This window comes from Spirosoma pollinicola (assembly GCF_002831565.1).
Taxonomy (GTDB): domain Bacteria; phylum Bacteroidota; class Bacteroidia; order Cytophagales; family Spirosomataceae; genus Spirosoma; species Spirosoma pollinicola.
This window is the reverse complement of record NZ_CP025096.1, coordinates 5,844,824-5,858,075: the sequence shown is the minus strand read 5'-3', so window position 1 is coordinate 5,858,075 and position 13,252 is coordinate 5,844,824. Positions and strand designations below refer to the sequence as shown.

Genomic DNA, 13,252 nt, shown 5'->3' with positions numbered 1-13,252 from the left:
ATCAGCAACTCCACTATTTAACCACTTCACTATTTAACCAATTCACTAATAACTAATCAACTACTCTACGGATTCCAGGGACCAAAGCTAATAATACACCTATCGCTACACCAATAGCGTCGGCAGCGAGGTCGAGCCAGTCGGCGCTGCGGTTGATGGGTAAAATATATTGAAGGACTTCGATAAGTGCGCCAAAAAGCACCCCCATAATGATCACTGTGCCCGACTTATAACCGGCTAGCCGCCAAAGCAAAGCAAAAAGAGCAAATATGGAAACGTGCTGCCCTTTATCGTTTAACGTCAACAAATCATCCGGTAAATCAGAATGGGGCGTCAGACAGCCAATCAGCATAATGACCGTCCAGGCAATAGCCAGCCAGCGTACTAAAGTTGGAGTAATTTTCATTTGGTTGCTTTCAGCCTATTGGCTGTGAGGAAAAGAAAAAGAACGATAAGACTGAGTAAATAAATTACATTTCGAGAGTCGATTATACCCCGGCCAAGTGCCCGGTACTGCTCATCCAAGGCAAATAACGATAGGTAATAAGACAGACCCCCTGGTATTGACAATCCTGCCAATGCACTAAGACCAACATAAAGCAGAAAACATATAAACACGCCTAACACAAAGGCAACCACCTGATTATCATTGAGTGACGAGGCCCACAAACCAATAGCGACAAAGACACCCGCTACTAACAGCAAGCCAATATACGAACCAAATACGCCAGCCGAGTCTATGTTGCCAACGGGCGAACCAAGCTGATAAAGACTAACGTAATAAAGCAGGGTTGGCAGGAGTGTTAATATGACCAATAACCAACTCGCCAAAAATTTCCCCCCAACCACTCCCCAACTGCTTACGGGTTTTGTCAACAACCATTCCAGCGTGCCCAACCGTATTTCGTCGGCAATGGAGCGCATCGTGATGGCAGGCACCAAAAACAACATTACATAGGGCGTTAGGTTGAAAAAAGTCCCCATATCGGCATATCCATTTTCCAGTAGACTTGTGTCAGGAAAGACCCAGAGCAACAGCCCTATCGTCGTTAGAAACACGCCCATAATGATATAGGCAATGAGCGACGAAAAAAATTGGTTGATTTCTTTACGAAAAATAGCCAGCACTGGGTGGAATGGTTTACGGTTACCGAAACACTATTTACTCAAACGGATTGGCTTTGTTCCGGCGTATGAAAGCGGCTACAATTAATGATAATAGAAAGCCAATGAACAGGGTACCAAATATCCCGGCGATAAATGTGAAGCCCGGCGACTGAAATTTCGCCGACATTTCCATCGCCTGATCAATTTGCTCATCGGACATAACTCCTTGTTCCTCTAACTTTTCGCGCGCTTTATCCATTGCACGCTGCTGAACGGTGGGGTCAATGACCACATTATAAAATGTAATAAACGCCGACGACAGAAGTCCGGCAATGGTGGAGAGCAGGGCACCCAGACCCAGGCCTTCACCATAGCTCATGTAGCCGCCGTTTAGCGACCGATAATCACGCATCGATAGGATTAGAAAAGCCACCATTGCGCCGAGTGTCAGGCCGGTAAACAATGGATTCGATGTCTGGTCGGTCAAATACATGACCAGCGTAATGAGCATTAGCACCAGGCCGAGAATAGCACCCCACTTCAAGGAAGTGCGAGCGGTAGAGGGTTGTTCATTCATAGTTTGTTTGGATCTTGCATGATACTATAGTCCTGCTTGCGGAAGATAAGCGAAATGATGAGAACCGGAAGCACAGCCAGAGCCGTTTTCTTTGTCAGCTCGTCGGGGAGTAGCACACCAGGTTCCATGTTTACTACTTTAGACCATTGCTGGGCAAAAGTTTCGGGACCAAACTGATCGGTAATTTGTGCCTTTCCCTCCAACAGGAGTTTTTTAGAGTTTGTGACGTATTCGGCAAAAACACCGGGGTCAACATATGAAACAAATAGATAAACAAGCCATCCTGTCAGTAAAGCCGCCATCGTATTGAGCACATACCCAATAGTTAACCCTTCCCATAAATGCAGATGCCCGTGGCCAATATATTTTCTGTAATACCAGACCGTTCCGACCATAACGATAATGTGAATACCGAAATCGAGTACCCTGATATTCCCAAGTGCCGGTACGCCGATGGCGTATAGACCAAGAAAATACAGAAAGCAAAGAACACCCGTCGTTAGTCCGGCCAGAAGCGGGATTTTTAACAGGGGATGGCTAAAATAGTTGATGATACTTTTCATGATTTAGCATTGAATTGGCCGTGGTGTACCGTGCCAACAACTTGACCCGTAAGGGTTTTACCCAGAAAAGGCGAATTTTTGGATTTAGAGAGTGTCCGATTATACGTCCAAACAGCAGTTGGGTCGAACAACGTCAGGCTGGCGGGTTGCCCCTCGGCAATAGTTACTACTGGCAAGCGCAGAATATGGCGGGGGCGAACAGTGAGTTTATCAATAAGTTGCGCCAGCGTCAGGTTCTGGTTATGCGTTATTGTACTACCAAAGACCGTTTCGAGGCCAATGATACCAAATTCGGCCTGATCGAATTCCAGGTTTTTGCTTTCGGCGTCCTGTGGTGTATGATCGGATACGATAGCGTCGATAGTGCCATCGGCCAGACCCGCCCACAAAGCAGCTACATCGTCTGTTGACCGAAAAGGCGGATTTACTTTTAGGTTGGTGTCGAAATCAGCCAGTGCCGAATCGTCGAAAACAAGCTGGTGAGCCGCTACGTCGCAGCTTATTGGCATTCCCTGTGCTTTTGCCTGCCGGATTAGCTCAACCGAACGAGCCGTGGAGATTGTGGAGAAGTGAAGAGCAGGTGGCACCTCGGTAATTGCTGAATTTTCTATTGAATCGCGGGTTTCCACCCGCGTTACGTACTCCAGTAGCCGCAAGTCGCGCTCAACCATCAATTCCTCAGCCAAAGCGGGAATTCCTTTCAGACCCAGCAGGGTGCTTTGAACACCCTCGTGCATTTGCCCGAATTGGGTCAGCAACATTTCTTCGGGGCGGTTCATCAGCAACCCATTGATGGGTTGCAGGTACTGTAATGTTTTGAGCAGTAAATCGGGATTTTGGAGCGGGTGGCTTCCATCCGAGAAGGCAACAGCGCCACCGTGATGCAGGTCGAGCATTTCCGTAAAATCCTCACCAATCGCTTTTTTGGTTACGGCCGCAATAACGTGGACACTCACAGGCTGCCCTTCGGCCATGCGCCGAACATAACCCAATGTCCCTTTGGCATCAACAACCGGCTGTGTGTTCGGCAACACGGCAATGTCTGTAAAACCACCAGCTGTTGCAGCCTGGCAAACAGTCGTCAAATCTTCCTTATGCTCATAGCCGGGGTCTTGTGTCGACACGCGCATGTCGACCCAACCAGAGGAAACATGCAGATTATCGGCTTCTATTACCCGAACAGCAGCGTCGACGGAGAGATGTTCACCAATTTGACGGATCAGGCCATTTTCGACCAGAATATCACGCACCTGCCCATCGAACGATGAAGCGGCATCAACAATGTGGGCAGAACGAATTAGGAGTTGCATGAGTAAGTCCCCTACTCTTTTCTCAAGTGAAGGGGCCAAAGTAAAATGATTGTTTAAAAAAAAGGCCCCTTACGGAGCCTTCAGATGTAAAGTACGTGTAATCAGGCACCTACTAACTCCTGGTATGTATCAGCGGTTAATAAGCCATCCTGCTGCGATGCATCGGCGGGTTTCAGACGGATAATCCAGCCTTCACCATAGGGGTCGCTGTTGAGCAACTCAGGTGATTTTTCGATGGCAGGATTTAGTTCCAGAATTTCACCTTCTATCGGCAAAAACAAGTCTGATACGGTTTTGACAGCCTCAACGGCACCAAAAACGTCACCTTTGGCAAGCGATTGACCAACGGTTGCCACATCGATGAAGATAATATCGCCCAATTCGTGTTGTGCGAATTCAGTAATACCAATCACGGCGGTACCGTCAGCTTCGATCCGAATCCATTCGTGATCCTCCGTATAGCTTAGTTCTGCTGGAAAATTCATTGTAGGGGAATTAATTTATGGCCACAAAATACGGTAGCTGGGGCCGGATTTGCAAGTAATGTGGCGTAGACGTTCATATCCGGGCCACATTACCTGCTACCAGATTACTTTGCTGCTACCGCTGACTGGTTAGGTGAAAAATTATAGGCGCCCATCCGGTCGCCACTCTGCCGCTGGATCATCCATTGCGGGTAGGGTTTCGGTGTGGCGCTAACCTCGTCAAGTTGTTGAAGTTGCTCGGTTGTCAGGCTTACGTCAACGGCCTTGATATTGTCCAGAAGCTGGTCAGTATTTTTTGCGCCAATAATTACACTCGTCACGCCGGGCTTTGCCAGCACCCACGCTAAGGCAATACGGGCGACAGAAACATGGTGAGCCTCGGCAATGGTTTGCATTGTGTCGATAATATCGTAGGCATGTTCCTGATTTACCGGAGGAAAGTCGAAGGCCAGTCGGCGCGAGTCGCCTTCGGGTTTATTATCACGGGTGTACTTACCCGACAGGAAACCACCCGCCAGCGGGCTCCAGGGCAAGATGCCCATCTGCTGATCCTGTACCATAGGAACCAGCTCATTTTCGAGGTCGCGCCCGGCAATGGAATAATAGTTCTGGGTCGAAATAAACTTCGTCCAACCGTATTTGTCGGCAATGCCATTGGCCTTCATGACCTGCCAGGCCGCCAGATTTGAGCAACCAATGTAGCGCACCTTACCACTTCGAACTACATCTTCCAGCCCGCGCATGGTTTCTTCGAGGGGTGTTATTGGGTCAAATCCGTGAATTTGATACAGATCCACATGGTCGACCTGAAGGCGTTTGAGGCTTCCTTCCAGTTGCTGCATGATTTGCAGACGGCCCAAGCCAACCTGGTTTTTACCTTCGCTCATACGTCCGCGTACTTTGGTTGCAATGACAAGTTCATCGCGCGACAGGCCCAGCGATTTTAGTGCCTGACCAAGCAAGCGTTCAGATTCGCCAAATGAATAGACATTGGCGGTATCAATAAAATTTATGCCATTGTCGATAGCTGTTTTAACGATATCATTAACGGCATTTTGCTGGAGTTCGCCCATTGCTTTCCAATAGCCGTTACCGCCGAAAGTCATGGTACCAAGGCAAATTTCGGATACCAATACACCTGTATTGCCGAGTGATTTGTAGTTCATTGTAGTTTGGTTAGTTGTAGTAAAGCAACTGGCAAACGAAGGGTATTGTTGGCAATTCTCTACTCAGCCAGATTGAACTTTACGCGCACACCGCCCGAGGTCGTGGCCTGGGGGAAAACCGTGGAAACAAATGGATCGTTGAACGAGCGCGTAAAGTACACGTTAAAGTTAAGCCGACGGTTAACAATGTAGCTAAGCTGCGGATTCAACTGAAAATTCAACACAGACCGACTGAGAATAGTAAACTCGGCATCCAGCTTCCGCTGCACATCGCGGGCATCGCGAAGGGTTAAGTTGCAGGTGAAGTTCAGGTCGTTTTTCAGACGTTTGTAGGCCCCATTGATCCGGAATGGAATCCGTACGTTTTGCTTGGTAAAGCCCAGCGAAACCATCAGATCTTTTGTGCTGAATTCCGCTACCTGCGAGTTGGATAAACTCAGGGCAACATCCCGGCTTTGGCTATACTCTACCCGACCGTTTATGCGGCTCTTGGTTTGTAGTTGTACACCAATCAACGGCTGGAACTTTTCCGACATCGTGATGGTACTCATCGCCACAATCGGAACATATTGATTTAGCTGGTTTGCAAATAATGGCAGCAACTGGCCGGTCTGATCACGAATCGTACCCGGTGCAAAGTTCTGTACCGCCAGATTCACATAAGCAGCCCCATAGTCCAGGTTCGATGTAAAGTTACCCACGCTATAGGTTGACGAATAGCTGTGATTAATTGTGAAGGCACTAAACTTCTTCTTTATGAACTCCAGGCCCGACAAGCCATTGTAAGCAACGGTCCAGTTTGGCAACGGGAAACTATAAAAAGGAGATAGCTGCGCTTTCTCGACAGGCTGCCCGCTATAGGCAGCGAAAAAAGCCGGAATCAGGACATCCTGCGATGTTTTGTTGTATTGTCCTTTCCCTTCCGGACTGGCGGCTGTCAATCGTTTAATAAACGTGTCCCGATAGGCTTCAAACCGATCGAAAATAGGCGATGAGTTATCTTTTCTAAGCCCCTCAAATGCCGTCCTGAATGACCAGAAAGACATACTGAATTGACCACTACGCACGGGGGTCTGCGTCTCGAAGGGTCCTCCCTGGGTAGCGGGCCGGTAGTATTCCTGATAAGCATCGGTACGATCGAGACGCCAGTTGATCTGCATTCGGAAGTCTTTGAACGGCTCCAGCGTTGTACTTGCCGTAAACTTTTTGGTAATGTTTTGCTGGAAAGCCGTATTCAATACCGTGCTTGGCGAAAGCCAGCCTTTATCGGCAGCTTTGTAGATAATGTTATGATCCTGATTACCCAATACAAATCCAAGTCCCGGCGCATTATCAGCGCTTAACCCGAACAGTTTGGGCGTTGGCAGAAAACCGGGCAGAATGGTAGACTCTTGCCGGGTATACGAGAAATTAATGCCGCGTACGGTTAGCAAAGCCCGCGTAAAGTTCTTGAGTATTTTACTTTCACTCCGCTCGATATCTTCAAAATCGCCGGGGTTGCGGGCAAAGTTTTTCCGAACGGGCGACGGCGTATTGGCAAAGCGCAGATACCGGATCTTGTTATATAACCGAATTAAATCCACCCGCCCCGTAATACCCTGCTCACGATTGTTGCGCAGAACGTTGCCAAACGGCACACCCAGCGAATCGACAACGCCATAGGAGTTGGCCTGAAACTGGTAACCTACGCCATAGATGGCATCGGCGGCAATCCAGTCGAGCAACGGAATCTTGTCCAACGGCAGACGGTATGTAGCCCGGATGTCCTGCACAAAGTTTTTCATCCGACCTAAATGCTTAATGCTGTTGATGATCGAGTCGCGCTTGGCCTGGGTGTTGATATCACCGGCGGGTTCATCAATTATGGCATTCGCCTGCGCATGGTAGGTCAGAACCAAACTACGTGTCAGGTTCCAAGTGAGGTCGTAGTACCGATTAAACAAAAAGTACTTCTCGAATTGAGGCACAATCCCGTTGGTCGTCAAATCGGATGAGCGAAGTTGTGTTTTTATAAAACTCCGGTCCATGTCCGACCGAATAGACACCAGCGTAGGAAGCAAGGTTATGTTAAAATCCTTGAGCCAGCGCAAGTAGGGAGCCTCAAAGGAAGCCACATTGCGGAAAGGCTCAAAGGGCTTCGCCTGACTGCTGAACGTATACGCAATACCGCCCTTATGCTGTTGCTGGAGGTATTCCTGCGTGAGAATGTTGGTTCGCTTAGCGTCGTTGAACGCATAGGTAAAGGCAAAATTTTCAATATCCCAGAAGTGTGCTTTCGCATTTGGATCGGTTTTCACCTTTCTCACATTCGAGAAATTGTACCCTCGTCGGGTTGTATTGTCCTGTACTAATTGGCGGTAACTGGCCCGGTCGGCCTCGGATTTTGTCGAGAGGGACGTTTCCAGCGGTGTATCAGGGTCGAGCGGATCGAAGTGCGGGTCAACATTCCGATGGTCATAGTTAACGTAAAGCGGTATGCGAAGACCCCAACTGGCAGGCAGAAATTTATCAATCGACAGAGCCGACGAAAAGCCCATTTCGGTAGTGGTTTCGAGTGCCCGTTCGCCAATGCGCGTCTGCACGCCACCAAAGCCAAAGGTCGTGATTCGGCCCGACGCGGTGAGGGTACCGATATCGGCCAGCTTCATATTTACCGAACCAATGGCCGCCATACCCGCGTGCTGATCGTAGCCATAGGCCCGGAACTCATCGACCCACACCGTGAACGTTCTGGGCCGTTCGCCGTCGCCGGAAATTTTTGGATTACGAACCCCGATCATGACCGACTGCACCGAACTCAAATCCGGGTTTCCCACCACCGTGAGTAAATAACGGCCTGTTGTCGACTGCTCCGTGTAGGGCAACGACGTTCGACGGGTGAACTGACGGTTTCGATTCGCTTTCAGGTTAATAAGTTCTTCCAGAGCCAGATCCAGTTCATTGGAAGAAGGCCAGACGGTCTCGGATGTCTGGTTACCAGGCTGGGTACTAATGAGGTTAGGAATCTCGATCTCGTAATAGTTTTCGGTATAATCGGTGCCGAGCCGCACAAAGGTCGATACACCCGGCAGGCTCTCCCGATCTGGATTGTGCATGTGTACGAACATTTTGATCCGCTCCCGAAACAGCAAATTGAAATTTGTGTTGCGAAAGGCACCGCGCGAGTCGCCATCGCGCAGGTTCGTGACGCTCAGGCGCATCGACTGCTCATTAAGCTCAACTACATTCGGCTGGGTATAATCGCGGTCGCGAACATAATTCGGCGGCACCGTGTATGTATATTTATCTCCACCAACCGCACTTGTTTGTGTGCTGCTGTTTTCTTCGACGTTAACAGTCGAGACCGTAAAGTTGGCATCGTATGGTTCAGGGACTTCCTGCAAACCGCGCTGGGTCAGGTCGCCGGTGTATTTGCGGTACTGGTTGGCTTCCATTTGCAATTCGGCAAAACGAAGCACAACAGGCTCGGCAAAATCGGTCATGTACATACGCATAAAGCGCATGGATTTAAAGCCGTTAATGCTGCCCACTTTCCCCGACGGCTCCCGAATTGGAATCCGGAACTGATACCAGGTAACAACGCCACCGGGTGCATTTTTGGAGGGGACGGTTACTTTATCGACAATGTATTTTTGTCCCACGGCCAACTTACCGGGCCGCAGGTCTACTTCATACTCGTAATAGGCCTCGTTGTCGTTGATGGTGTTGTCGATATTGAGGTCTTCAATATCAGGCAGTGTGGAGGATGCTGGTGTTAGATACTGGTTGGTGCTGGTGTTTTCGGGCGAGTTGTTTTCCATACCCATAAACCGTTTGTACCGCGCTACAATGTATTTTTGCTGGTCGGCTTCGTCGCCCAAATAGAATTTAAAATCGTCGCCGGAAGGATCTTGTTGAATTTCGGCCAGCGCGGTGGGATCAGTTACCCGCGTCCTGATGGTGTTCAGGTAATTTCTAAAAAAGTCCTGTTCTGAGGTAACGCCATCCGGAATAGTCGGCTGACTACTCAGCCCATCCAGCCCGATATCCTGCCGATCACGAACACCACTCTGGAAGGCGTTTGTAACAAACTGCTGTGTTGGCGCTTTCCCCCAGCTTGTTGTCTGAACGCCCCCAATCCGGTTACTGGCCGTATCGGCGCTGGCCGGAAAACCATTCTCGAACTCATACCGACCATCTTTAATGACATCTTCCGAAATATCGCCGAGGTTGAAGAAAAGCTTACCGCCGGTGGTGTTGTTCTTATTTTTAGTATCGACGTTGCTGCCACGCACTACCCCGGCGGCTCCCGTTACAAAGGGGTCCATGAGCCAGAAGGTCACGTTTTCGATGTTGGCATTATCGAAATCAATATCCGAAGAAATAGCCCGTGTTACAGCCCCGAAGTTTTGTCTTGGATTAGGCAGGTTACCGTTGGCATCCAGGTTGGTATTGTAGTTATACATTCCCCGCTCGGACGGAAAATACGATACGTCCAGAATACTTTCGGGTAGCTGTACGACCCTGGCCGAGCGTCCCGGAAACAAATCCTGCGGCAAAAACGGACGTTCATACACGTGGGCATTTACGTCGTCCAGATCAATATTTGAGGCTACACCCAGCGACCCTGCGGAGCTAAAAATACTAGGGTCAACGGTATAGACCGACATTCGGGCGCGGTTGTAGGCAAACGGCAGTGGATCGGCAAATGAACCCTGCTGGAATATAGGTGCCTGCTGGCGCTGAGGGGTGGCTCCCAGCCGCCAGCGCGTTGGTTGGCGGGTAAGATCGAATATGGTGCGGGCGGCCTCAAAATCGTCCAGATAGCTTTCATTACGGGCTTTTTGGTTAGTTCCCGGAAAAAGCTGGGCGACCTCGGCATTGATCTGCACCGTCGACAGGGCTTTGGTCTGCACACCCGGCAGCGCATCGAGCAGGCGGGTTAAACCGGGCGCATCTTTGCGAATATTGGCGTTAAGGCCCAGAATCGTATTGTTGACCGGCTCGTTGCCAAGGGCCACACGTGTTAGGAAACCTGCCGGGGTCTCTTTCATGTGCATGGCCGTCAGACCAATGCTTGCATCCCGGTTTACGGTATAATCCAGACGGGTACCCACAAGGGTTCGAATCTGATTCTGAAATAAATCTGGCTGTTCGTAACTGATTCGGATCTCGCGGCCAGAATTGGTCACGCTTTCATTAATAATGCGCAACCGACCCGTTTGGGATTCAAAAACATAATCCTGTCCGGTAACCAGCGGCACACCACCGGCCGTTACGGTAATGGATTGATCACTGACCCCCAATGGCAATTGCACTTCGGCACCGTTTCCCGATTGATAGGCACCTTTCAGGAAGAACTTATTTTTGTCGGCAATTTGCTGGGCATCGGTTAGGGTTGTCCGGTACAATTGATCGAAAACATACTTGGACCTCAAGGCGGCATCGTTGCCCAGCTTCGAGGCCAGATACGAACCGAACGGCTCCAGCGTCGGAAAGATAATTTTTCCATACCGACTGTCGATGGTCAGCCCCTCCACGAAATCAAAATTACCATCGGGCTGGGCATCTAACTGCTGGTTGAGCCTATCCATACCAAACACCTGCACCAGCGGAATATTTTGTATGGCTCCCTCCTGTAAGTTCGGGTTGTCGATGCCAGTTAGATCGTCTTTGTAGATAACCCGTAACTGAAATCCCTGCCGGGTAATCTGCGCCGTTGGAAGGGAATAGATGTTTTTCATCATCAGGTTCCACATAGGCAACTGAAGATTATTGCGCAGTGTGGCCGATTTAAGCAGTTTCAGGACCAGCACCTCGTTATTCTGGCGCGACTGATAATCTTCTGTCAACTCCCCGACTTTGTAGCGCCGACCCTGGTAGGTATATTCGTAGGCAACCGCCAGAATTTCGTCATTCCGAAGGGCCGTTACCAGCGAGATATAGCCCAGTTCGGGCTGAAGTTTATACTCACGGTCGGTCAGGCGTTTAGCTCCGCGCAACAGGTCGTAATCTGTCCCTTTGGCCAGTTGATAGCTGCTGCCCGTCAACACATCATTCGTTTGATCTACCTGCCGGAATCCATTATTGGCAGCACTTCCGGTTAGTCTGCCGAACAGACCATTGGCCGCATTATCTGTTGGGGTACGGTTGTTTCGCGAAAAGGGCGATAGAATCGGATTAGTCTGACTGTAGGGGTTGCCTTCTCCTAAATCCTGAAAACCGGCAATGTTCCGCAGCGACTCGGTGGTGTTAGTGCGGTTCGTTACATACACCTCTACACGGGTAATATTTACCCCCGAGGTTACCTGCGGCAATGTTTTCAGCGATGCTTCGTAATTGGCCCGAAAAAACTGCGACAGGAAAAAGTGTCGATTTTCGTCATACTGATCGGCACGGATTTCAAACGGCCGGTTAGACGTACCGCCCCTCAAGACAATCTCGTTTTTACGCGATCGCTGCTGCGATGCCACCACAGTTGCATTCAGTCGGCCAAACCGTAGCTGGGTTTTAATACCGAACAGGTTTTGTACGCCCGGAATCAACTGGCTGTTTACGGCCCAGCTAATATTCCCGACTTCAAGCCCCTGCAATATATTTTCGTTCTGAGGGGTAAATTTAGGAATTGAGCCGTTGACATCTGGCATACCCGGCATGCCGGGTAAATTGGGCACTCCGGGTAAATTAGGGACGCTCGGCAAATTAGGCATACCCGGCAAACCCTGTCCTGATCCTAAGGCAGGCAAGCCCCCTCCCGGCTTATAATTCAGCTTAAGGGCATTCTCAAAGTTAAAGCTGGCTTTGGTGTCAAAATTGGCCAGTATACCCAGTTTTTCACCAATCTTCCCGTTGAAGTTAATGTTGATTTGCTGATCGAATATGATACCTCCGTTCCGGCGTTGCAACAGCGGAAGGGCAGGGTTATCTACCAACTGATAGCGATACCCAATATCGAGCATAACGAATCCATTGGGCTTGAAATCTACCTGACTACCGCCAAAAAGCCGGTCGATCACCGGTGGCAATTCGAGTTTAGGCGTTAATCCGCGACCGCTCAATGCACTTTGTCCATCGCGTTTCGCACTGTATTCCCGCCAGATATTTTGCTCTACCCGCTGATTCTGAAGTTGATTATAGGTCGAAAATGGAATCGTTTCGGCAGGCCGATACGGCAAACCAAATTGAGAAGGCGGCAAAATGGCTCCGGGCTGGATGGCTCCCCCCGGCTGGGTAGATGGCGCTGCACCCGCCACCCCGGTGCCCGACACAGGCGATGTACCGGTAGCGGTATTGCTCATGGGCGCACCCGACAACGACACGCCCGAGCGTACCCGCTCCGTAACGGCAATATCCCCATCGGGACCAAGCCGAAAATCGGTAGCGACGCCTTTAGGGTCACGAAGAATAAACGGTGATTTTGATGATCGTTCCGAAAACCGCGTAGCCCGGCGGTCGGGCCAGTTAACGGTTGGTCGCCGGCCGGCACTGCGCAAGGCCCGAATACTATCATTTCGATCCTGAATAGCCTGTTTTGCCGAGTCGGCACGCATGATAGCACGTCGACGCGCATCGGCACGCGCCGAATCCGTAACAGCTTGTTGTCGTCGGCTGGTAGTGCCCCGCCGGGCAGGTGCCTTAGGGGGTTGTTGGTCTTGTCCCAGACTGACACCCAGACCCAATAGTAGCCAGCAACCCAATACTAGCCACCCATTTGGAATAAACAGAAGTCGGCTGACGGTGGGAATAAAATGGCTAACAACAGGACTGTGAACAAAGTAGGGGTTCACCATTGAGGGTACTTTCGTGTTCAGAATTAGTATCGTATGGTACGTTCTCCTATCAAACGGCCAAAAATGGGCCAATCGTCTAAGTGACTGATAGATTTTTTAAAACAGTAGTTTGTTTCGTTTTTGCACGAGTCGATAACAAAAGTAAGCATTAAGCAAATGGCATACGAACAACAGCATCGACCTTTCTACTTTTTTCTATTCTGGTAACGTGCATACTACGTTTTAACCCGTACAATTACCAAGCCAGATTCTGGCTAGTCTGGCCCAAACATGAA

At 49.8% G+C, this 13,252-nt stretch carries 8 protein-coding genes; all 8 read right to left on the bottom strand.

Annotated elements, in window-relative coordinates:
- Nucleotides 1–52: 52 nt before the first annotated feature.
- The 8 genes from CWM47_RS24645 to sov all read right to left on the bottom strand — a co-directional run bounded on the left by CWM47_RS24645 (nt 53) and on the right by sov (nt 12,977).
- Nucleotides 53–406, bottom strand: a complete 354-nt coding sequence (locus CWM47_RS24645) for a VanZ family protein (protein ID WP_100990876.1) — start codon at nt 404–406, stop codon at nt 53–55.
- Nucleotides 403–1,128 (bottom strand): gliding motility-associated ABC transporter permease subunit GldF, encoded by a 726-nt coding sequence (gene gldF, locus CWM47_RS24640; RefSeq protein WP_100990874.1) that lies wholly within the window; start codon nt 1,126–1,128, stop codon nt 403–405. Before gldF ends, CWM47_RS24645 begins: the two co-directional genes overlap by 4 nt.
- A gap of 34 nt (nt 1,129–1,162) precedes the next feature.
- The gene (locus CWM47_RS24635; RefSeq protein WP_100990872.1) at nt 1,163–1,684 is read right to left on the bottom strand and encodes a DUF4199 domain-containing protein; all 522 of its coding nucleotides are present in this window, start codon (nt 1,682–1,684) and stop codon (nt 1,163–1,165) included.
- Nucleotides 1,681–2,247, bottom strand: coding sequence for a DUF4199 domain-containing protein (locus CWM47_RS24630; protein ID WP_100990870.1), 567 nt, complete (start codon nt 2,245–2,247; stop codon nt 1,681–1,683). The genes CWM47_RS24635 and CWM47_RS24630 overlap by 4 nt, the downstream gene beginning before the upstream one ends.
- Nucleotides 2,244–3,557 (bottom strand): dihydroorotase, encoded by a 1,314-nt coding sequence (locus CWM47_RS24625; RefSeq protein WP_100990868.1) that lies wholly within the window; start codon nt 3,555–3,557, stop codon nt 2,244–2,246. The genes CWM47_RS24630 and CWM47_RS24625 overlap by 4 nt, the downstream gene beginning before the upstream one ends.
- A 101-nt stretch (nt 3,558–3,658) precedes the next feature.
- Complete coding sequence (gcvH, locus tag CWM47_RS24620; protein ID WP_100990866.1) at nt 3,659–4,042, bottom strand: glycine cleavage system protein GcvH; 384 nt, start codon at nt 4,040–4,042, stop codon at nt 3,659–3,661.
- A gap of 104 nt (nt 4,043–4,146) precedes the next feature.
- Nucleotides 4,147–5,208 (bottom strand): aldo/keto reductase, encoded by a 1,062-nt coding sequence (locus CWM47_RS24615; RefSeq protein WP_100990864.1) that lies wholly within the window; start codon nt 5,206–5,208, stop codon nt 4,147–4,149.
- Nucleotides 5,209–5,267: 59 nt separating this feature from the next.
- Nucleotides 5,268–12,977 (bottom strand): T9SS outer membrane translocon Sov/SprA, encoded by a 7,710-nt coding sequence (gene sov / locus CWM47_RS24610; RefSeq protein WP_100990862.1) that lies wholly within the window; start codon nt 12,975–12,977, stop codon nt 5,268–5,270.
- Nucleotides 12,978–13,252 lie beyond the last annotated feature (275 nt).

What these genes read in the sequence shown, in the direction of transcription:
- CWM47_RS24645 (WP_100990876.1), bottom strand. Translation starts at nt 406, where the DNA reads ATGAAAATTACTCCAACTTTAGTACGCTGGCTGGCTATTGCCTGGACG.
- CWM47_RS24635 (WP_100990872.1), bottom strand. Translation starts at nt 1,684, where the DNA reads ATGAATGAACAACCCTCTACCGCTCGCACTTCCTTGAAGTGGGGTGCT.
- CWM47_RS24630 (WP_100990870.1), bottom strand. Translation starts at nt 2,247, where the DNA reads ATGAAAAGTATCATCAACTATTTTAGCCATCCCCTGTTAAAAATCCCG.
- CWM47_RS24625 (WP_100990868.1), bottom strand. Translation starts at nt 3,557, where the DNA reads ATGCAACTCCTAATTCGTTCTGCCCACATTGTTGATGCCGCTTCATCG.
- gcvH (WP_100990866.1), bottom strand. Translation starts at nt 4,042, where the DNA reads ATGAATTTTCCAGCAGAACTAAGCTATACGGAGGATCACGAATGGATT.
- CWM47_RS24615 (WP_100990864.1), bottom strand. Translation starts at nt 5,208, where the DNA reads ATGAACTACAAATCACTCGGCAATACAGGTGTATTGGTATCCGAAATT.
- sov (WP_100990862.1), bottom strand. Translation starts at nt 12,977, where the DNA reads ATGGTGAACCCCTACTTTGTTCACAGTCCTGTTGTTAGCCATTTTATT.